Source organism: Hyphomonas sp. FCG-A18, assembly GCF_045287255.1.
Lineage (GTDB): Bacteria > Pseudomonadota > Alphaproteobacteria > Caulobacterales > Hyphomonadaceae > Henriciella.
The window spans coordinates 2,940,489-2,960,623 of record NZ_CP137142.1; the positions used below are offsets into that span (position 1 = coordinate 2,940,489).

Here is a 20,135-nt window from a genome sequence, read left to right on the forward strand (position 1 = left end):
CCTGTGCTAGGCGGTTCCTCATGAAATTGTTGCGCCATCTTGCAGGCTATTTGCCCGTGAAACTTGCCAGTGCGATTGCGTCCTTCGGGGGCGTTTATGTGTTTACGCGCCTGCTCGATGCGGACGAGTATGGGCGCTATGCTCTGATGGTATCGGCCATGGCGCTGATCCATACACTCAGCCTGACCCCGGCAGAGGCCGCGGCCTATCGCTTTGCCGGGAAAGCCGGGGCGCAGGGGCGGTTGCCAGACCATTTCCGCACGGCGGTCTCGCTGACCTTGCGATCCCTTATTGTGACGGTCGTTTTGTTGGTCGCGCTTGGCGCGGCTTTGGGGCGTCTGTCGGACTATCTGGCCATTTTGCCCTGGATTGCGGTCCTGATGCCGATCAACACGACACTGCAAATGACGCTGGAGGCGCACAAGGCGAGCCAGCAGGTTAGGCGCTATGCCCTTGTTGAGACCACCCGCCTGTTTGGTGGGTTCATTCTTGGTGCCCTGATTGCCTGGAAAAGCGGGATGGGCGCGGCCAGTCCTTTCATCGGCATGGTGGTCATTGGTGCGATCCTGATTGCGCCTCAGGGGGCCTGGCTGGCAGGGCAGATCAAAGGCGGGCAAACAAGCCAAAGCCAGCGCCGGGCCTATCTCGCCTATGGCGTACCGATTGCGGCGGCTTTGGTGCTGGATCTTATTCTCAGCGCCGCGGACCGCTTGCTGATCGCGCTATTTCTCGGAGAAGCCGCGGTTGGCGAGTATGCCGCTGGTTATGGCGTGGCGGACAAGACGGTTCTCCTGCTTTGCGCGTGGACGGCGATGGCGGGATCGCCCTTGGTGATGGCAGCCTATGAACGCGCTGGCAAAGATGCGGCGCGAGATGAAGCGCGCGGTTTGATCACGACCATGTTGCTGATCGGCATACCAGCCGCGACAGGTCTGGCACTGGTTGCTCAGCCACTGGCCGAAGCAATGATTGGTGAAGACGTGCGCGATGGAGCGATGGCTATCATTCCATGGATTGCTTTTGCCGGGCTGCTCAATGGCTTGCTGATCCATTATTTTTCCGAAGCCTTCCAGCTGGCGCACAAGACAGCGGAACGGGCTGTGCTGATGTTGGTGCCAGCAGGGGTGAATGTTGTGCTGAATCTGATCCTGATCCCGCAATTTGGGCTAATGGGAGCCGTGGCCGCCACGGTTATCAGTTATGCACTCGGGATTGTAGTTTTAGGGCTACGAGGACAAAGACATGTTGCCCTCCCACTGCCGCTTTTGGAGGTGCTGAAAGTCTCACTCGCTGCGCTTGCTATGTGGCCAGTGATTGCCATCCTGCCGGATTGGGGCAGCTGGCCGGAACTGTTCGTAAAGGCAGCCTGTGGCGGGATGACTTATGCAATCATGGCGTTTCTGCTTGACGCGGGCGGGGCACGCGGTTTTGTGCTGGAGAAACTCAAATCCAGAGCGGGACGCGCTGCGTAAACTATATCATGAGCGATACACAAAACGATCTCGGTACCGCAGCCGATAAGGCGAACCAGATTTGGGGCGACCTTGTCCCGGTTATGGCTTTTGTCATTATCTATAATGGTATGCGGTTTCTGGCCCCGGAGACTGGCTTCTTCAGCGCCAAGACGGCGCTTTTCTGGGCGACCGGCGCGCTGATTGCGATTACCGCTTTTGTGATTGGACAGAAGCTGATTACACGCCAGCCCATCCCGCTTTTCCTGATCGTCTCGTCCGTCATCGTTGGCTTCTTTGGTACGCTGGGCATTCTCGCGCAGAATGAAGCGTTTCTATACGTCAAAGTGACCATCCAGCAGCTTTTCCTCGCCAGTCTGATCTTCCTGCCCATGCTGTTTGGCCTGAATATCTGGCGGGAAATGTTCAAGTCCGTCTTTGATCTGCCTGATCATGCATGGACCGTGCTGTCCATTCGCTGGGGCCTGTTCTTTATCGCCATGGCCTTCTGGAATGAGTATCTGTGGCGCATGTATGCGCCGATTGCAGAACAATGTTTGCCAATCTTCGGTGTGCAGGCCGCACCCTGCGAAGCCTATTCCTTTGCCGGCCTGAGCTTTGGCGAGAAGGATGCACAGGGGATTTGGGCGAACTGGAAGCTCGGCAATATGGTCATCACCTTCATCTTTGGGGCGCTGAACGTGCCTTACACGCTGAAGCATTTGCGCCAGCCTGAAGAGGAAGCGGCCTAACGGGTCAGGGCATCTGTCCCTTCTGGATTGGCGAAAGGCGCGAAATTGTCCTGATCACGCGTCGCCGCATAATCAGTAAGCGCCCAAACGACGGTTGGAAACGCCAATTCCGACCACGGAATATCCTTCCATTCGAACAGGCCTGACTCCTCGCTCTCTGGCCCAATGCCATAACCGCCAATCAGTTTAGCGCGGAACATGACCTGCACTTGCCCGATGCGTGGTACTGAATAGACGGCCAGCACGCGATCAATTTCAATCTTTGCTTCGGCTTCCTCAAAAGCTTCTCTGGCAGCGGCCTCTTCGACGCTTTCGCCAAGTTCCATAAAGCCTGCCGGAAGCGTCCAGAAGCCTTTGCGCGGCTCAATCGCGCGCTTGCAGAGTAGGACTTTGCCATCCTGCACAATCACTGCACCGGCAACGATTTTGGGGTTCTGATAGTCAACGAAATCACAGCTCTGACAGACCCTGCGCTCACGATCATCCCCATGCGGAATTTCAAGTTTGAAGTCAGCTTGCTGTTTTACTGTCATTATTTTGTAAGGCTCTCGCTTTAAAAGGGAATCAAATTGATCTGCATACGGCGCACTGTAAGTGTATAAGGCGTCAGACAGACACAACTAGGGCCGTGCAAATGGGCAAGCAAGACTATAAGCCGGATTTCAGCTTGGGGCGCTCTGCCACGCATTTACTGCACCGGGCCCAGCAAATGGCGGTCAACCTGTCTGCCGAGGCGCTCGCCAAGAAGGGTCTGACCATTCGTCAGTTTGCTGTGCTGGCTGCTCTGCATGAGGAAGACGGCCAGAGCCAGTCGAGCCTTGTCGATATGACGGGCATCGATCGCTCTACGTTGGCGGACATGGTTGCGCGAATGGAAAAAAGCGGTCTGGTGGCTCGCGTCACATCCAAGGAAGATGCCCGCGCCAAGGCTGTCTCGCTGACAGAAGCGGGTGAAGAAGCCTATCAGAACGCCGTGCCAACGGTTGAAGAAGCCGATGAAATCCTGATCGAGGATTTGCGCAAATCGCGCCGGGCCAGCCTGATTGAATCGCTCGCCGTCATCAGCGGCCTTGAAGTCGAGGAAGAAGAAGACGAAGGCGAGATCAAGAAGCGCAAAAAAGCGATGAAAAAGAAAAAGAAGAAAAAGCGCGCGAAATAGCGGCCTAGCCGTCAAGCGCGGCCTTTAAATCTCCGATATTATCTTCATCGATAATCCCGCGAATGTGCAGGATAATCTTGCCTTCACGGTCGATCACGAAAGTCTCCGGAACGCCGGTGAGGCCAAATTCCAGACCGCCCTGCCCATCGCGATCCGTCCCGATCTCCGTATACGGATCGCCGAGTTCATCCAGGAACGCTTTCGTCGCTGCGTCCTGATCCTTGTAGGCGAGGCCATAAAGCTGGTCGGGATAGTCTTGCGCCAGCTCGGTCAGCATAGGGTGCTCCACCCGGCAAGGCGCGCACCATGAGGCAAACAGGTTAACCGCGATCGGCTTGTCGCCCGGAGGCGGGGCGAAACTGAAGCTCCCTTCCGCCATGAAACGGGGAAATTCGCGATCCGGGGCGAGGCGTACCACTGTGCCCTCATCGGCTTTTTCGAAGGTCTTCTTTTCCGGATTGTAGAGCTGCAGCGCAGTAATCCCGCCAATCGCGAGTAAGGCAGCAAGCGGAAGAGCGGCCATCCAACGCTTCATCAGTTATCCCCTTCGCGCATCCGTTCAAGTCGGGCTTTATTGAGCCGGGTGCGGATCGTGACATAGACACCCAGAACAATCGGTAAGGCGACGCCCATACTAATGATGGACCAGAGAAAAGCGGCATTATCATCCATTGGCATGGTCATGATGATCAATCTCCCGCCAGTCGCCGCGCCATCAAGGCATCGGCCTGTTGCCCGAACACTTCGGCGCGCATCAGGGTCAGGGTGAGCGCAGCCACAATCAGGCCCTGTCCGACAAAGCCGATCAGCAGAGGCTGGAGGTAGATCCAGTCCATGGCCGGGCCCTCAGCGCGGATGACACTTGGCCCCTGATGGATGCTGGCCCAGATATCAACTGAGACGCGGATCAGGGGAACGTTGATGATGCCGACCATGGCGAGGATGGCGCCGGCGCGAGCCGCTTTCTGCCGTGTCTCAAGCGCCGCGCGCAGGGCCATATAGCCAAGGAAGAGGAAGAAGAGGACAAGCACGCTCATCATACGCGGATCATCCCACAGCCACCATGTGCCCCAGGTTGGCTTGCCCCAGATGCTGCCCGTGGCAAGGCAAAGTGCGGTATAGGCAGCCCCGATAGGGGCGATGGCACGCGCGGCAATATCGGCCAGCTCATGCCGCCAGATGAACCAGACAAAGCTTGCTACTGCGAGGCCGACATAGAGGCCCATACAGAGCCAGGCACTCGGCACATGAATGAACAGGGCGCGGAAAATATGCCCGCCCTGAACCTCGTCAGTTGGAACGATAAACAGGCCCTGCCACAGGCCATAGGCGAACAGGAGTGCGCCAATGGCGGCTGAAATCGGAATGGCCCATTTGGAAAAGGCCATAAAACGGTGCGGATTAGCGAGAATGGACCACATGTTTTTTGCTTACCCTGCTGTTAGTCCGCCGCCAAGCGTAAAGCCGCGCCCATCGCAGCGGGTGCGACACCCAGGGCAAACAGGCCAGAGGCGGCGAGCAAGAGGCCCGGCGTACTGTCTAAACCGTCCTGAAGAGCGAGCGTTCCAAAAATCACGGTCGGCAAATAGAAGGGCAGCGCGATGAGCGCTATAAGTAAACCTCCGCGGGCGACACTCGCCGAAAGCGCTGCGGCGACCCCGCCCCAGAGGAAAAAGGTCAGCCCGCCAAGGCCGTAAGCAATCATGGCCGGGAGTGTCTGGTTGGCGGGTACTTCCAGCATCAAGCCAAGGAGCGGGGACAGCAAAACCAGTGGTAAGCCAGAAACCAGCCAATGCGCGAGCGCTTTGGAGAGCGCGATCAGGGAAATCGAAGCCTCTTCCTGAACCCAGAGGTCCAGCGCGCCGTCCTGAAGATCGGCTTGAAACACCCGCTCCAGCGTTACGAAAGACGCAAGTGCGAGCGCGAGCCACAAGATGCCGGGGCCAATCCGGGCGAGAATTTCAGTCTCTGAGCCAAGCGTGAAAGGCACAAGTACGGCTGTGCCTGCAAAAAAACCGAGCGGCAGCAAGGCACCAGCCCCACTCGCCCAAGCTTCTGAGAAAGCCTGCCGGAAGGCTGAAGAGAGGGGGGCGGCGCTGCTCACAGCACCACCTCCCGACTTGCCTCAATCGGGGCGGAGCCATGCAGGGCGGCGATGACGGCACCGCCTGCTCTGCGGTGAGAGGTTACCATATCGGCAAGCAGAGCCTGTCCATCTGTATCAAGCGCGTTGAATGGCTCGTCCAGGAGCCAGACTTTGCGATCAGACAGCAGCAGTCGCCCAAGCGCGGTGCGGCGCTTCTGCCCGGCGGACAGCATACGGGTGGGCACATCAGCGGGCCGGGTCATCGCCATTTTGGCAAGGATAGCTTCAATATCGGCATCACTGCCCCAGACCTTGGCCCAATGCTGTAAATGACTGCGCGGGGTTTCATGGGGTTTCAGGCCATTGGTATGGCCAATCCAGTGATGACGGCAGGTGCGTGTGACCTTGCCGGACTGGGGTTCGCTGAGGCCCGCAAGCTGGCGTAATAGCGTGGTTTTTCCCGTGCCATTCTTGCCGCGCAGGAAGACCGCTTCCCCGCCCTGCACCTCTATTGAGAGGTCGCGGAACAGGATACGCTCACCGCGGACAGCGCCCAAAGCGTCGCCAATAATCAGCTTATCCCCGCTCAAACCACTGCCTCTCGTCCAAAAGCCGCATACCCGTGCGATTGCGCTTCCCCCTTACCCGGTATAGGAAGCGGGCAAAACCCATACATATGCAGCAGAGAGGTCCGAATACCCATGCCTTCCCTCGACAGTTTCAAGGCCCGCAAGACGCTTACCGTAAACGGTAAGGATTACACTTACTACTCCCTCGATGCCGCAGCCGAAAATGGCCTCGGTGATGTCTCCAAACTGCCGGCATCCCTGAAAGTGCTGCTGGAAAACATGCTGCGCAATGAAGACGGTACCAGCGTGACCAAGGCTGATATCGAGGCCTTCAAGACCTGGATCGACAATGGCGGGAAGGTCACTCACGAGATCGCCTATCGCCCGGCCCGCGTACTGATGCAGGACTTTACCGGTGTTCCGGCTGTGGTTGACCTTGCTGCGATGCGCGATGCCGCGCAAAAGCTCGGCGCAAACGCCGAGGCGATCAACCCGCAGGTTCCGGTTGATCTGGTCATTGACCACTCTGTCATGGTTGACAGTTTTGCTGGTCCGGACAGCTTCAAGAAAAATGTTGAGATCGAATATCAGCGCAATCAGGAGCGCTATGAGTTCCTGCGCTGGGGCTCAACCGCGTTCAAGAATTTCCGCGTTGTCCCGCCCGGCACAGGTATCTGTCACCAGGTGAACCTTGAATATCTTGGCCAGACGGTCTGGACCAAGGAAGAGAATGGCGAAACCGTCGCTTATCCGGACACTTGTGTTGGTACAGACTCTCACACAACCATGATTAACGGCCTGTCCGTGCTCGGTTGGGGTGTTGGCGGGATTGAGGCCGAAGCCGCGATGCTTGGTCAGCCTGTTTCCATGCTGATCCCGGAAGTCATCGGCTTCAAACTGACGGGTAAGCTGCCAGAAGGCGCAACGGCGACGGACCTTGTCCTGACCGTGACGAAAATGATGCGCGATTTCGGTGTGGTTGGGAAATTCACCGAGTTCTTCGGCCCTGGCCTGGCTAACCTGACACTGGAAGATCAGGCGACGCTTTCAAACATGTCGCCAGAGTTTGGCTCAACCTGTGCCTTCTTCCCTGTCGATGGCGACACATTGCGTTATCTGCAGAATACAGGCCGTGATGCGGACCGTCTTGAGCTGGTTGAAGCTTATGCCAAAGCCCAGGGCTATTGGGGTCCAGAGATGGCTGAGCCGGTCTTCACCAACACGATTGAGCTCGATCTTTCGACTGTTGTGCCAAGCATTTCCGGTCCGAAACGCCCGCAGGACCAGGTGCTGCTCTCAGAGGCTGACACCAAGTTTGCCGAAGCGATGGTCAAGGAATTTGGCAAAGCAGCTGACGCGGCTGAGCCTATCGCCGTTAACGGCGAAGACTATACCGTTACACATGGCGATGTATTCATCGCGGCGATTACCTCTTGTACCAATACGTCTAATCCAAGCGTGCTGATTGCAGCGGGTCTGGTGGCGCGTAAGGCTGCTGCACTTGGCCTGAATCGCAAGCCTTGGGTCAAGACATCGCTGGCTCCGGGATCACAGGTTGTGACCGACTATCTCGATAAAGCGAACCTGACAGATGACCTCAATGCGTTGGGCTTCAACCTGGTTGGATATGGCTGTACGACTTGTATCGGCAACTCGGGTCCACTTGATCCAGATCTCGCTCAAGCGATTGCCGATGGCGACCTGGTGTCGTGTTCTGTGCTCTCTGGAAACCGTAACTTCGAAGGCCGGATTGGCCCGGATATCAAGGCGAACTATCTCGCCTCGCCGCCGCTCGTGGTCGCCTATGCGATTGCTGGCACTCTGCGCACCAACATCACGACTGAGCCATTGGGTCAGGACAAGGATGGCAACGACGTCTACCTGAAGGATATCTGGCCAAGCAGCCATGAGATCGCCGAGATCATGGCGGAGTGCGTGACGCCACAAATGTTCTCAGACCGCTATTCAGACGTCTTCAAGGGCGATGAGCACTGGCAGGGGATCGAAGTCTCCGGTGGTCAGACCTATGGCTGGCCAATGGGGTCCACCTATGTTCAGAACCCGCCTTACTTTGAAGGTATGGGCCTTAGCCCGGAAGCACCATCTGATGTGCACCATGCGCGTGTTCTGGCGCTGTTTGGCGACTCGATCACAACCGACCACATTTCTCCGGCCGGTTCGATCAAGGCCTCCAGCCCTGCAGGTGAGTATCTGCAAAGCAATCAGGTCAATGTCGTCGACTTTAACTCTTACGGCTCGCGCCGTGGGAACCATGAAGTCATGATGCGCGGCACGTTCGCGAATATTCGCATCAAGAACCAGATGGTTCCGGGTGTTGAGGGCGGTGTTACTGTGCATCACCCATCGGGTGACCAGATGGCCATCTATGATGCCGCGATGCGGTATCAGGAGCAGAATGTCCCGCTCGTTGTGTTTGCCGGACATCTCTATGGTAACGGCTCATCGCGCGACTGGGCTGCGAAGGGGACGATCCTGCTTGGCGTTAAAGCCGTGATCGCCGGATCGTTCGAGCGTATTCACCGCTCTAACCTGATCGGTATGGGCGTCCTGCCGCTTGAGTTTGAAGAGGGCACAAGCTGGGAAAGCCTCGGCCTGAAAGGCGACGAGCAGGTCACGATTGAGGGTATCAACGACATCAAGCCACGTCAGAAAGTCGAAGTGAAAATCGTCCGCGCGGACAATACATCGATCACGGCGAACACGGTTGTGCGGATCGATACTGACAATGAGCTCGACTATTATCGCAATGGCGGCATCCTGCACTATGTGCTGCGCAACCTTGCGAACGACGCCGCATAAAACAGTTCTAACGAACTCGTGAGTCCCAAAAGGGCGGGGAAAGGGTTATGTATCGCGCATGATCCGTTTCCTCGCCCTTTTTGTATCTCTACTTACCCTGTCTGCGCCTGCTGTTTTTGCGGAAACAGAAGAGTCAAAGCCGGTTCTGGTGGAACTGTTCGCCAATCAGAATTGCGCGGCCTGTCCGCAGGCCCACAAGACAATGCGAGAGGTTGAAGCGAGCCGGGATGATGTTCTGATCCTGACCTGGATTGTCGATTATTGGGATTATCTGGGAGAGCCAGACCCGATGGCGATGCCAGAATCGAAGGAGCGTCAGGCGAGCTATGCCGAGCAGATGGGCCTGCGCGCGCCCTACACCCCGCAAAGCATATATAATGGCGTCAAGGAATGCCCCGGCCCGCGCAAACGGCAGGTTGTGAAGAATATCGAGAAACTATCTAAGGCTCCGACACACCCTCTGCTGCTTAGTGAGGCGGCTGGGCGTATCTCTGTGTCTGGCGAGGCGGAAGGCGCATATCACCTGGTTGAGGTACATTATGCCAGCCCTGAGGCGCACGATACAGACATGGTCAATCCGGTGATGTCGATGCGTGTGCTGGATAGTATGGCGGACGCCCCACATGCCTGTATCCGCTATTGTGTGATCTTGCTGCAATCGCCCGAGACCGGAGAGATTGCCGCGTTCTGGCAGCCAGAGACATAAATTGAAACAAGTGCTGCAAACCTCCTGAAACCGTTTTGCGTTATGCCACCGGGATGGACGCTGGCACTGCAGATCCCACAATTGTCATTCTGGCGGCGGCTTTGGTTGGGCTGCTGGCGGGTGTCGCGGCTATTCTAAGCCTGCCAAAAACTCAGCCAGCGTTGCGGATCGGTGTGGCGATGGCGGCGCTCTTGCTGCTGATCAGCGATGGGATGGGGCATCAGATCGTGCCGTTTGGGTTTGGGCTTGATCCGGAGACGATGGATGAGCCTTTGTCGATCTCCAGTCTTTTTGCCCCGCGCATCGCTTATCTGAGCTTTCTGATGGGCATGATCAGTGCCGGGATTAGTCGGCGCGTGCAAACCATGGCTGGCCTGGTTGTGATCACGGCCATGCTGTTCGGGCCGATGTATCTAAGTGGCTCGACACAGGCGACCCTGTGGGGCGTTTATCAGACTAGCTAAGCGCCAGGCCGCCCATTTCAGGGGCCGCGTCTGGTGCTTGTGAGACCTCTGGCGCAAAGCTGATCAGGGTCGTGCCATCACCGCCGCGGGCTTCGCGGTTTGGACCAATCAGGACCAGCGAGCCATCCGGGCGGATTTCAGCGACGATATCGGCTTGCGGGCGATCTTCGCGGAATTGCTCCAGCGTATATTTGTCGGTCAGGCCAGTGCGCGAGAATGTCCAGCCGCGATACTGGTCGCGGACAAGCCCATCATAGGTCCGGCCTCTGCGGATCAGCGTGCGGCCACGAGCGTTCAGGCTGGCAACTTTCTCATCGCTTTCCTCGGCTTCACTCAATGAGAGTTGATGAACCATATGGCGGCCAAGTTCCGGGGCAAAATGGCTGCAAACGAGCGAGTTGTAGCTGTCATTGGTGGAGAGGGCTGCAACGGCTGAGAAGCGGGCATGGTCGAGCTTGATCTCGGCATCTTCGGAGAGCACCTCGCCAAGGAAAACATCGAGGCCTGCCTCGCGGGCCGGGCGCAGGCGGCGGTAAGAACTGTCCGCAATAATCACATCCACCTTGCTGGCCTGTAACGCTTTGGTGAATTCCAGGCTCCACGCATTGGCCCCGACAATCAGGACGCCGGGGCGTTCACGACGCGCGAGACCGAGCGCGCGGGCCAGTGGCCCAATCGTGAAACCATGCAGAACGACCGTGGTGAACACCATGGCAAAGGCGAGGGGTGCAATCTGGTCAGCGCCTTCAAAGTCAAATCGGCCGACACGATCGAGATCGATCAACAGCGAACCAAACAGGCCCGACACGGCCACAGCGACAATCCCGCGCGGGGCAATCCAGCCCAGCAACAGCGCTTCATTGCGCTCCAGCGTTCCTGCCGTGGAAATCCAGACAGAAAGCGGGCGCACGATGAACAACATGCAGATCAGGAACAACAACGTGTTCATATTGATCGCTGAGCCGATGATTTGTGGGGTCAGGTCTGCGGTCAACATGACGAAGACGCCGGAGACAAGCAGAACCGCAATGTCTTCTTTGAACTTGCGCAGCTCAGTCAGGCCCGCCAGTTTGGAATTGCCGAGCATCATGCCGTAGGCGGTGACCGCAACCAGGCCAATCTCGCGCTCGACCAGTTCAGCCAGCGCATAGCAGAGAATGATCGAACCAAGGATCAGCGGGGCTTTGAGATATTCCGGGGCCCAGCCATTGCGGAAGGCACGGATCATGATCCAGCCGAAAATGATCCCCAGAATGATCCCTTCCACGGCGGCGAAGATGATCCAGGCAGCGGCGGCAACCGTGTTATCGCCTTGCGACGCGACGCGGACAATTTCGAACGCGGCAACGGCAAACAGCGCGCCGATCGGGTCGTTGACGATGCCTTCCCATTTCAGGAATTGTGCAGGACGTCCGCCCAGCTTTGACTGGCGCAAAAGCGGCATGATGACGGTCGGCCCGGTCACCACCATAACCCCGGCAAATACAACAGCGCTCGCCCAATCGAGGCCAGCCGCATAGCGGGCTGCGAATGTACCCAGAACCCAGGCGAGAGGGCCACCAACGAAGATCATCCTTCGCACCGGCTTGCCGGCCTCGCGCAGGTTTTCAAACTTCAGAACCAGCCCACCTTCGAACAGAATGACTGCCACGGCGAGTGAGACAATCGGGCGGAATACATCGCCAAAGGATTCTGATGGATTGAGGAGAGGGTCCCCGAAAAGCACCGACCAGAGCGGGCCAACAGCCAGTCCGGCCAGGGACATCAGAACAATGGCGGGGGCCTGCAGACGCCAGGCGAGCCATTGAGCGCCGAGACCGAGTGTGCCGATCAAGGCACACGCGACAATCACATCCCCACCGGCGCCGCCCGCCAAGAGTATTCCAAGATCCATGCTGAGCCCGCTATGGCGACCTGAATCAGGCCATCACCTCATCTCGCGCATCATCGCGTGAAAAGTCAAAGCCAATTTCCCGTCGCCCGTAATCCCCGGCTTCATAGCGTTCAATTTGTGTGCCGAACCAGTCGATCACGTGATCATAGATATGATCATAAAACGGTTCGGGGTCATTATCCTTAAGCGGGATCGACAATTCATAGTCCGCGCCGCCTGCAATCCGAGCGATGAAAGTGTCGCCAATTTTCTGGCACTCCATCGTGACGCGCATCCAGTCTGTGCCTTTGGAGACGCGCACGGCCAGACCAAACATGATTGGGCCTAGGGGGCGGAAGCCTTTGGGCGGAACGGAGAAGGCCTTGTCGCCATAATCCTTGGCTTCGAAGGCGCCTGCAGGCGGGACAAGACGGACACAAACCCCATCATAAGAGCCAATATAGGCACACAGGCCCTCGCGCAGCTCTTCAGCCAGACGGCGGACACGATCATAGTTTTCAGCGGCCAGCGCCTGATAATGGTCGACTTTTTTGATCAGGTCTTCAAAGCGGGACATGCCTAAGCCTCCGGTGCTGTCCAATTCCTCTATAAGTTAGGGCAGGCAAGGATCAGAGACCAGCGCTCTTATGCGAATCCTTGCAATCAAGCCGCTCTGCGCGCGGCAAAGCGGGCCTCTGAGAGAGAGGTATCAAGCTCGCCAATGACAGGACGCAAGTGATGGGGCAGGCGATTGCGTGCAAGCTCAAGGCTCACCCGTGGTGCAAGTCCTTCGGCATGCCCAGAGAGGACATCGCGGATCGCATCGAGGTAGAGGGCTTCTTCCTCGATTATCTGGGTCAGACGCGCGGCGATTGGGCCAACGATGCCATAGGCGAGGAAGACGCCGAGGAATGTGCCGAGCAGGGCCGCTGCAATCATATCCCCAAGAATGGCCGGTTCTGAGTCGATAAAGCCCATCGTTTTGATGATGCCGAGCACGGCGGCGACGATGCCAAGGGCGGGCAGGGCATCAGCCAGCGTGTGTAGCGCATTGGCGGCGCGTTGGCGTTCTTCCACCATGCTGGCGACCTGTTCTTCCAGTTGCACCCGCAAGCGGGATTGCGCCGCCGGGTCCATCGCCATCATACGGAAGCCATCACAGATCAGATTTGTGGCTTCAGGGTCATTCAAAAGCGCAGGGTTTTGCTGAAACAGCGCAGAATCGTCCGGGGCCTCAATGTCCTGCTCAATCGCCACAACACCGCCGCGACGGGCACGACGAGAGAGTTCATGCAGGGTGACCAACAGGCTTTGATAATCGCGTCGGGACCATTTTGCCCCCCGCATCGCCCGCCCCATGCCGAGAACAGCCGCTTTGGCCACCTTTGGCGCGTTACCGATCATAAGGGTGGCGACTGCGGCCCCGCCAATCAGGGCCAGTTCAAACGGCAGGGCTGACAAGATCGCCTGTCCGCCGCTGACAAACAGCGCCCCAGCGATAATCGCGATAACAAGGACAAGCCCGGCAAGTTGTAGCATTCTCGAACGCTTTCGCTCTTTAAGTCTTGGCTCTTCTTGGCACAAAGAGCCTTTAAGAAGCATTGCACGCGCAGGATGAGAAATTCTTAATACGCCTTCCCGCCACTGGGGAATCCTGCGCCTCGACATTGTGGGCGGACAATCACGATGATAGAAAGCAGGTCTGCCAGAGAGGCCAGCTAAAAGGCATCCAGAGGGTAGGAAGGACGACGCAGCCGGTGATTAAAGGGGCCTAACACCCCGTTAAATCGGTTTCAGTATTGTGTTTATGCGAAGGAATTCGAGGAGTATCCGATGAAAAAGACAATTGTCGCCCTTGCGCTGAGTGGGGTTATAGCGGGCGGCGGCCATGCGCAAGGCCTGGCGGCTGCCGATGGCTACCGTGTGTGTGCCCCTGATGCGACCCAACAAGGGATTACTGTCGCGACGGAGGCTTGTGGCACTTTGCAGACCCCGGATTTTGCCAATCTAACGATTTCTTCTGAAGCCGAACGTCAAACGCATGAAGCGGCGCGTGAAGCGTTTCGCACCGATGTGGCAGCTTATGGCCAATGCATTACGCAATTGATCAATTCCTATCGCCGGCCGGGCGCGCCGGCTGACAGTAAAGTACCCGATCAGGCGGCTTGCGCGCATTCCTGGGCTCAGGATCAGGCGACCCAGGCTGTGCGCGATTATGGCAAGGCGTGTATCGATTATTCCAACCGCTCGATGATGGATGCGGCGCTGACCCCATATGATGGAGCGTGCTACCCGACCGCGACAGGATAGAAATTTGCTTGCTTTTTTGCCCATACGCGTCGATTGACGCGGCATGAGTAAAGAGACCTCGACTTCTGAAAAAGCTCCCCAGCCGAACCGCAGGGGGGCTTTTTTCTTACTCTTTTTCTCCCTGATGGCGATTGGCGCGGGCAATACAATGCTGATCGCGGCGGTGATCCCGCCTTTGACGCGAACGCTTGGCCTGCCCGATTGGATGGCCGGGGCGATCTTCTCTCTGTCTGCACTCTGCTGGTCTCTATCGTCCCCGTTCTGGGGCAAGCGGTCCAATAGTTGGGGCCGTCGCCGCGTCGCCTCGGCAGGATTAGCCGGATATGCGGTATCGATGCTGCTATTGTTGATCGCTGCTTGGGCGGCCTTGTCAGAGGTTCTGGTTGGGGCGTTTGCGATTTTTGCCTGTTTTGCGCTCTCGCGCACCGTCTTCGGTCTTGTTGGCTCAGGCTCAAGTCCAGCCGCGCAGGCCTATGTGGCTGACCGGACCGATCCGGATGAGCGTCAGTCAGAAATCGCTTTTGTCACATCCGGTTTTAGTCTGGGTACAATTATCGGGCCAGCTTTTGCGGCTGTTCTTGTGGCCAATTTCGGCTTGCTCAGCCCAATGCTGATCACTTCAGCTCTGGCGGCGACGATGTCGATCCTGCTCTGGAAATTTCTGCCGGAAAACCGGGAACCACGCGAGGATGGCGGTAAGATTGCGCCCATTCCCGGCGCGATAGGCTTATGGCGCTCTGCCAATGTGTTGCCGTTCCTTGCCTATGCGGTCAGCCTGTCACTCGTTACCGGTATCCTGACGCAGGTCTTCGTATTTGCTGTGATGGATAAGCTCGGCATTCCGCCGGATGAACCGGCGCGCGCGGCGCAATATACAGGGCCAGCCTTTATGGTCGGCGCGATGGCGGTGATGACCTCGCAGCTGGTGCTGATCCCCAAGCTGAAACTGCGCAATCGAACCTTGATGATTGTTGGTTGTATCCCGCTTTTGATGGGGGCGCTGATCCTGATCCCGGCACAGGATTTTGCGACGCTCATACTGGCGCAATTCTTCCTCGGCATCGGGCAGGGGCTCACGCGTCCGGGCTTTTCCAGCGGGGCCTCTCTGGCCGTCTCCCCGCAATTGCAGGGCAATGTTGCCGGACTGGTGATTTCAGCCAATGGGGCAGGCTATATCGTCACGCCGCTCTTTGGCCTCTTCCTGTATGAGTTTGTCGATCCCAGCCTGCCCTTCTGGCTCTGCGTGGGCTTGCTGATTGCAATGGCCGGGTTTGCCTATTTTGCGATCAAGCCAGGGGTTGGGGAAGCAGACTAACCCGAAGCCGCCGCAACCACTTGTGACAGCGCCTGCTGGGTTGGGAAACCATCGGCAGGGCTGATACCATTAGCGGACTGGAAACGCCGCAGCGCGCCTTTCGTGCCGCGTCCGGCAATGCCATCAACGGGTCCGGCATCAAAGCCAAGGCGATTCAGGGTATCCTGCAGGACCATGACATCGCGATTGCTGAGCAATTCAAGCTGTGTTGGCCATGGCGTGAGCGGGCCATGCTGTCCGGTTACCCCATTTGAGAGCAGGCCGACGGAGAAGGCATAACTGTCTGAGCGGTTATAGGTTTTGAACACGTCGAAATTCTTGAACAAGAGATATTTCGGCCCGGTCGCGCCGCTCGGCAGCCAAAGCTCTGCAAAGGTACCTTCATCCACGCCAAAGCCGCCACCCTGGATTGGTGAGAGCCCCTTGCTGAGCCAAGTGCTCATCCGGCGGTCTTGTCCATCGGCAAAGGCCCAGTCAAAGCCTGAAGGCGCGATCACTTCGATGCCCCAAGGCATGTCTTTCTGATAGCCTGAAACGCTCAGATAATTCGCCGCGGACATCAGCGCATCGGCTTCACTATTCCAAAGGTCTTTGCGGCCATCGCCGTCGCCATCGACAGCATAGGCAAGGAAAGTTGACGGCATGAACTGGGTCTGGCCCATTGCGCCTGCCCAGCCAGAGATGAGTTGGTCACGGCTGACTTCACCCTGCTCCTGCAATTTCATCAGGGCGGTGAGCTCGCGCTCGGCGAAACTCTTACGGCGGCCTTCAACCGCCATGTTGGCCAGCGTGTTAGGGGCATCAAATGAGCCGATATATGAACCAAGATTGGTTTCCATCGCCCAGATGGCGGTCAGGGCTTCACGGTCAACGCCATGTGTGGCTTCAATCCGATCAAAGGTCGCGGTGAGGTTGGCGAGTTTTTCTGCGCCACGGGTCTTCCGGCTGGTTGTGACGGCGGAGCCAACATAATCCCAGATCGGCTTGGCAAACTCCGCCTGATCGGCAATCCCTGTCTTTGCAATGCTGGCCTCCTCACTGAGATAAAGATCGAGTGGGCGGATGCTTGCCAGGGTTTCATAGACGACGATCGGGTCTCGCCCAGTCGAGACGGCGCGCGCGGCAAAATCATCGCGCCAGCTATCCATGCTGGCATTTCCGCTGGAGCTGAAAGGCGGCATGGAGGGAATGGTCGGCTGCGGCTCAATGTCTGGATCACTTGGCGTTATTGGCGGCGTGCCAACGGGGCCAGCCTCTTGCGGGGTCGCGGCGCAAGCGGCCAGAAACGCAGCGGCACTAACGAGACCGAGGCCAAGTCTTGCAAAACCAGATCCGGCAAAACCAAAAGTATAATCCGTCATGTTTCGTTCCCTTTGCAGCAAACCTGCCGTGAAATTGTTGACTCTGTGAGGTCGCCTGTGTATGTCCCGCGCTTTCGTGAAAACAGTAATAACGTCTGGGCAAAAGCCATGAAAGTGAAATCCTCGATCAAAGCACTCAAGTCGCGCCATCGTGACTGCAAGGTCGTGCGCCGCCGTGGCCGGACCTATGTCATCAACAAGACTGACCCACGCTTTAAAGCAAAGCAGGGTTAACTGCTTGATGAACGGGGCGACCTTATGAGCGCCCAAATCGTTCTTTTTGACCTTGGGAATGTGGTCGTCGAATGGCGGCCACTTTTGCTATATAGGCAAATGTTTGAGACAGACGCAGAAGCCGAATGGTTCTGCCGCGATGTCTGCAATATGGACTGGCACACCCATCATGACCGCGGTGTTACGATGGATGACAATGCCAACTCCCTGATTGCCCAATACCCACAATATGAAACCCATATCCGTGCATGGAAGACGCGGTGGTTTGACATGTTTGATGGCTATGTAAGTGGGACACCGGAAATCATGGCGCGGCTGGAAGAGCGACAGGTGCCCCTCTATGGCCTGACCAATATGCCAGCGGAAGTCGCTCAGGCGACCTTTGACCGCTTTCCGATGATGAGAATTTTGCGCGACATTGTCGTGTCTGGCGTGGAGAAGGTCGTGAAGCCGGATCCACGTATCTATGAAATCGTGCTGGAACGTATGGGTAATCCTGATCCGGGCGATGTTTTCTTTATCGATGATAGCGAGAAAAATGTGCTGGCCGCGCGGGAGATGGGCTTGCAGGCACACCACTTTACCGGGGCGAAAGACCTTGAGCAGGCGCTCAAGCTGCAAGGCTTGCTCTAGTCCTCTTGTCGAACGCGTTTGAGACGCCATACTCATAAATATGTTCAAAACGCTCGCTTTTGCCGGCCTCCTCATGGTCTCCAGCCCTGACTTTGGGCCATCAGACCAGATGTTTGAGGATTTGCGGACTACTGAAAATGAGGATGAAGCCAATGCCACGGCCATGGATATCTGGGCGGCCTGGATGGAAAGTGGCTCTGATGCGGCTGATCTGGTGATGCAGCGCGCGGTTAATGCACAGGCCCGAGGCGATCTTGAGCTTGCCCATACGCTCTATGACCGCGTGATCGCGATCCAGCCGGGCTATGCCGAAGCGTGGAACCGACGCGCGACGGTCTTTCTAGCGCGTGAGAATTATGCCGAAGCCCTGCGGGATGTGAATGAAGCGCTAAAGCTTGAGCCTCGCCATTTCGGGGCCTGGGGCGGCCTTGGCGCGGTGCTCGAGACGCTGGGCGCGAAAGAAGAAGCCCTTGAGGCTTATGAGAAAGCCTTAACAATCTATCCGCTTTTCCCGCGTGCTCGGTCGGCTGTGGCGCGTTTGAATAAAGAGCTTGAAGGGCGACCTGTTTGAGAATGCTGATTCTGTTCATGACCTTGCTCACGGGGGGTGTGCTGACGGCCTGTGTCCATAGTGTGGTCTATACCAACCGGGTGGAGGCGAAATACCCGCCAACCGGACAGATGGTCGATGTCGATGGCCCGGATGTTCATGTGATGACGGCAGGGCAGGCTGGCCCAGTTGTGATGATGATCCATGGTGCCTCGGCAAATGCCTATGAATATAGCTACACGCTCGCGCCACGCTTGTCGGATGAACACCGTATCCTGATGGCGGACCGCCCGGGCCATGGCTATTCGGACCGTCCGGAGGATGGCGAAAGCCTCGGCGTACAGGCGGGCCTGATCGCGGGCGCACTGGAGGCCTTGGCCCCGGGCGAGAAGGCGGTGATCGTTGGTCACTCTTTTGGCGGGGCGGTGGCATTGCGGATTGCGCTGGATCATCCTGAAAAGGTCAAGGCGCTGGTCCTGCTGGCTCCGGTAAGCCATGACTGGGGCGGTGGCGGGGAAGCCTGGTACAATCGCTATGCGGGCTCGCCTCTGCTGGGGCCGGTCTTCTCACAGCTCGTCCCGGTTATGGGACCTGCGCAGGTGAAAAGCGGCGTCGATAGCGTCTTCTCGCCAAAGCCTGCACCGGACGGCTATTATGAAAGCTCAGCGATTGGCCTGTTATTCCGCCCACCTGTGTTCCGGGCAAATGCTGAGGACGTAAATGCGCTGCGCAGCGAAATGGCGGCCCAACAGGAACGCTACCCGCAGATCAAAGTTCCGGTCGTGGTCTTTTCAGGTGCGCTGGACACCGTGATCAGTCCGCCTTTGCATGTTGGCAAGCTGAAGCATCAGATTGATGGCTTGCAAATGGTCCGCCTGCCAAATGGCGGGCACATGCCCCATCATGCTTATGGCGCTGAAGTCGCAGACGCGATTGCGCGTCTGGCGGCTGGTGAGCCAGTTAGCGCGGCGGACCTGGAAGCAGCCGCTCAGGCCAGAGACACGGGCTAATCGTGCCGTCTGCCCCAAATTCAGTATCCGGGTTTGCCAGATAGGCCGTCAGGCTGGTTTCAGCAGCCAGCCTTGTCTCCTCAAGAGAGAGTGCTTTGTCCGTGCGAGCCAGCAGGCGCCGCCCGCGACAGCGATAAAGATCAATGTGGCGCAGCGGTTTTGCCTCAGGGCCGGCGCGTAGGCGATGAAAGGCTGTTATCTGCCGATCTGCCCCCAGGGTTACAGTTGCGGGCCAACCTCCATCATGCGGGACGGCGACAAAGGCCATACGGAAGTCGCCATCATGTTCACCGGCCTGATAGGTGAGGCGATAGACGCGCCCCCCAGGCACCGTGGCTTTGTCCAGCGTGACAGCGCGATTGCGTTTGACCTTGCGGCTCCAGCTTTCAATCATGTCGTCCCGAACTGCCCAGGCCTCATCATGCTCGCCTGCAGCCAGCAGGGTGGCGGCATAGTAGAACTGGGCCTGTAAGGTGGGCAGGGGTAGGGCCTCCCCAAAATGGCTTAGCGCGCGATCTGCATCATCCAGATCAACAGCAGCCATCGCGGCGATTCTGCGCGCTTCCCGGGTTTCGGGGCGGCCCGGGCAAGCGTTGAGAAAGCCCTCCGTTACCCGCAGAACATAGGCTGGGCTCGCTTCTTCGCTGGGTTGGGTCAATTGTGTCTGCCAGGCGGCGACATCCTGCAAACCGCAATCGACTTCTTGGCCAACTGCAAACGGATCCCCGTAGAGGCCGATAAAGGTCGTGATAATCGAGGTCAGAACGGCCAAAGCCCAGCGACCAAGTGTTTTGATTAATGAAAGATTAAAGCTCATCCTTTGCGGGCTTGCAAAGCATGTG

Annotated in this window: 23 protein-coding genes; 12 read left to right on the forward strand and 11 right to left on the reverse strand. The window is 57.6% G+C overall.

Annotated elements, in window-relative coordinates; all coding sequences use genetic code 11:
* Window positions 1-20: 20 nt before the first annotated feature.
* Together RYZ27_RS14570 and RYZ27_RS14575 are read left to right on the forward strand one after the other, a co-directional pair.
* Complete coding sequence (locus tag RYZ27_RS14570) at window positions 21-1,472, forward strand: lipopolysaccharide biosynthesis protein (protein ID WP_406680255.1); 1,452 nt, start codon at window positions 21-23, stop codon at window positions 1,470-1,472.
* 8 nt (window positions 1,473-1,480) lie between these two features.
* Window positions 1,481-2,203: an inner membrane-spanning protein YciB gene (locus RYZ27_RS14575; RefSeq protein ID WP_406680256.1), complete on the forward strand. Its 723-nt coding sequence runs from the start codon at window positions 1,481-1,483 to the stop codon at window positions 2,201-2,203.
* Here the strand turns inward: RYZ27_RS14575 and RYZ27_RS14580 are convergent.
* A complete protein-coding gene (locus RYZ27_RS14580; RefSeq protein WP_406680257.1) occupies window positions 2,200-2,736 on the reverse strand; it encodes an NUDIX domain-containing protein in 537 nt (178 codons plus the stop codon). The two genes, RYZ27_RS14575 and RYZ27_RS14580, sit on opposite strands and share 4 nt — an antisense overlap.
* A 101-nt stretch (window positions 2,737-2,837) precedes the next feature.
* Here RYZ27_RS14580 and RYZ27_RS14585 point away from each other — a divergent pair, with 101 nt between their 5' ends.
* Window positions 2,838-3,362: a MarR family winged helix-turn-helix transcriptional regulator gene (locus RYZ27_RS14585; protein ID WP_406680258.1), complete on the forward strand. Its 525-nt coding sequence runs from the start codon at window positions 2,838-2,840 to the stop codon at window positions 3,360-3,362.
* A 4-nt stretch (window positions 3,363-3,366) separates the two neighbouring features.
* On the opposite strand, the gene RYZ27_RS14590 is transcribed toward RYZ27_RS14585, so the two are convergent.
* Genes RYZ27_RS14590 through ccmA form a run of 5 tightly spaced genes read right to left on the reverse strand, consistent with a single transcriptional unit; the run spans window position 3,367 to window position 6,038 of the window.
* Window positions 3,367-3,897 (reverse strand): redoxin family protein, encoded by a 531-nt coding sequence (locus RYZ27_RS14590; RefSeq protein WP_406680259.1) that lies wholly within the window; start codon window positions 3,895-3,897, stop codon window positions 3,367-3,369.
* A complete protein-coding gene (locus RYZ27_RS14595) occupies window positions 3,897-4,046 on the reverse strand; it encodes a hypothetical protein (protein WP_406680260.1) in 150 nt (49 codons plus the stop codon). The genes RYZ27_RS14590 and RYZ27_RS14595 overlap by 1 nt, the downstream gene beginning before the upstream one ends.
* Window positions 4,047-4,051: 5 nt before the next feature.
* Window positions 4,052-4,783, reverse strand: coding sequence for a heme ABC transporter permease CcmC (gene ccmC, locus RYZ27_RS14600; protein ID WP_406680261.1), 732 nt, complete (start codon window positions 4,781-4,783; stop codon window positions 4,052-4,054).
* Between the two features lie 20 nt (window positions 4,784-4,803).
* Window positions 4,804-5,466, reverse strand: coding sequence for a heme exporter protein CcmB (locus RYZ27_RS14605; RefSeq protein WP_406680262.1), 663 nt, complete (start codon window positions 5,464-5,466; stop codon window positions 4,804-4,806).
* Window positions 5,463-6,038 (reverse strand): heme ABC exporter ATP-binding protein CcmA, encoded by a 576-nt coding sequence (gene ccmA, locus RYZ27_RS14610; RefSeq protein ID WP_406680263.1) that lies wholly within the window; start codon window positions 6,036-6,038, stop codon window positions 5,463-5,465. The genes RYZ27_RS14605 and ccmA overlap by 4 nt, the downstream gene beginning before the upstream one ends.
* Window positions 6,039-6,149: 111 nt before the next feature.
* Here ccmA and acnA point away from each other — a divergent pair, with 111 nt between their 5' ends.
* Genes acnA through RYZ27_RS14625 form a run of 3 tightly spaced genes read left to right on the forward strand, consistent with a single transcriptional unit; the run spans window position 6,150 to window position 10,007 of the window.
* Window positions 6,150-8,837: an aconitate hydratase AcnA gene (gene acnA / locus RYZ27_RS14615; RefSeq protein ID WP_406680264.1), complete on the forward strand. Its 2,688-nt coding sequence runs from the start codon at window positions 6,150-6,152 to the stop codon at window positions 8,835-8,837.
* A 58-nt stretch (window positions 8,838-8,895) separates the two neighbouring features.
* Window positions 8,896-9,543, forward strand: coding sequence for a DUF1223 domain-containing protein (locus RYZ27_RS14620; protein WP_406680265.1), 648 nt, complete (start codon window positions 8,896-8,898; stop codon window positions 9,541-9,543).
* A 53-nt stretch (window positions 9,544-9,596) separates the two neighbouring features.
* Window positions 9,597-10,007: a hypothetical protein gene (locus RYZ27_RS14625; protein ID WP_406680266.1), complete on the forward strand. Its 411-nt coding sequence runs from the start codon at window positions 9,597-9,599 to the stop codon at window positions 10,005-10,007.
* Here RYZ27_RS14625 and RYZ27_RS14630 read toward each other — a convergent pair.
* From RYZ27_RS14630 to RYZ27_RS14640, 3 genes are all read right to left on the reverse strand, one after another.
* Window positions 10,000-11,901 (reverse strand): cation:proton antiporter, encoded by a 1,902-nt coding sequence (locus tag RYZ27_RS14630; RefSeq protein ID WP_406680267.1) that lies wholly within the window; start codon window positions 11,899-11,901, stop codon window positions 10,000-10,002. The two genes, RYZ27_RS14625 and RYZ27_RS14630, sit on opposite strands and share 8 nt — an antisense overlap.
* A 25-nt stretch (window positions 11,902-11,926) precedes the next feature.
* On the reverse strand, window positions 11,927-12,457 hold the full coding sequence (locus RYZ27_RS14635) for a hypothetical protein (protein WP_406680268.1): 531 nt from the start codon (window positions 12,455-12,457) through the stop codon (window positions 11,927-11,929).
* A gap of 86 nt (window positions 12,458-12,543) precedes the next feature.
* Window positions 12,544-13,419 carry a motility-associated protein gene (locus RYZ27_RS14640; protein WP_406680269.1) on the reverse strand — a complete coding sequence of 292 codons (876 nt, stop codon included), beginning with the start codon at window positions 13,417-13,419 and terminating at the stop codon, window positions 12,544-12,546.
* A gap of 294 nt (window positions 13,420-13,713) precedes the next feature.
* On the opposite strand from RYZ27_RS14640, the gene RYZ27_RS14645 reads away from it, so the two are divergent.
* Both RYZ27_RS14645 and RYZ27_RS14650 read left to right on the forward strand, forming a co-directional pair.
* A complete protein-coding gene (locus RYZ27_RS14645; protein ID WP_406680270.1) occupies window positions 13,714-14,190 on the forward strand; it encodes a hypothetical protein in 477 nt (158 codons plus the stop codon).
* 43 nt (window positions 14,191-14,233) lie between these two features.
* Window positions 14,234-15,505 (forward strand): MFS transporter, encoded by a 1,272-nt coding sequence (locus RYZ27_RS14650; RefSeq protein WP_406680271.1) that lies wholly within the window; start codon window positions 14,234-14,236, stop codon window positions 15,503-15,505.
* On the opposite strand, the gene RYZ27_RS14655 is transcribed toward RYZ27_RS14650, so the two are convergent.
* Window positions 15,502-16,866 carry a lytic murein transglycosylase gene (locus RYZ27_RS14655; protein WP_406680272.1) on the reverse strand — a complete coding sequence of 455 codons (1,365 nt, stop codon included), beginning with the start codon at window positions 16,864-16,866 and terminating at the stop codon, window positions 15,502-15,504. The two genes, RYZ27_RS14650 and RYZ27_RS14655, sit on opposite strands and share 4 nt — an antisense overlap.
* A gap of 108 nt (window positions 16,867-16,974) precedes the next feature.
* Between RYZ27_RS14655 and ykgO the strand changes: the two genes are divergently transcribed.
* The 4 genes from ykgO (at window position 16,975) to RYZ27_RS14675 (ending at window position 19,293) form a co-directional block, all read left to right on the forward strand.
* A complete protein-coding gene (gene ykgO, locus RYZ27_RS14660; RefSeq protein ID WP_083332675.1) occupies window positions 16,975-17,100 on the forward strand; it encodes a type B 50S ribosomal protein L36 in 126 nt (41 codons plus the stop codon).
* A 99-nt stretch (window positions 17,101-17,199) separates the two neighbouring features.
* Window positions 17,200-17,733 carry an HAD-IA family hydrolase gene (locus tag RYZ27_RS14665; protein ID WP_406680273.1) on the forward strand — a complete coding sequence of 178 codons (534 nt, stop codon included), beginning with the start codon at window positions 17,200-17,202 and terminating at the stop codon, window positions 17,731-17,733.
* A gap of 40 nt (window positions 17,734-17,773) precedes the next feature.
* Window positions 17,774-18,304, forward strand: coding sequence for a tetratricopeptide repeat protein (locus tag RYZ27_RS14670; protein WP_406680274.1), 531 nt, complete (start codon window positions 17,774-17,776; stop codon window positions 18,302-18,304).
* A gap of 17 nt (window positions 18,305-18,321) precedes the next feature.
* Window positions 18,322-19,293 (forward strand): alpha/beta fold hydrolase, encoded by a 972-nt coding sequence (locus RYZ27_RS14675; RefSeq protein ID WP_406680275.1) that lies wholly within the window; start codon window positions 18,322-18,324, stop codon window positions 19,291-19,293.
* On the opposite strand, the gene RYZ27_RS14680 is transcribed toward RYZ27_RS14675, so the two are convergent.
* Window positions 19,244-20,110, reverse strand: coding sequence for a hypothetical protein (locus RYZ27_RS14680; RefSeq protein ID WP_406680276.1), 867 nt, complete (start codon window positions 20,108-20,110; stop codon window positions 19,244-19,246). The genes RYZ27_RS14675 and RYZ27_RS14680 overlap by 50 nt on opposite strands.
* Window positions 20,111-20,135 lie beyond the last annotated feature (25 nt).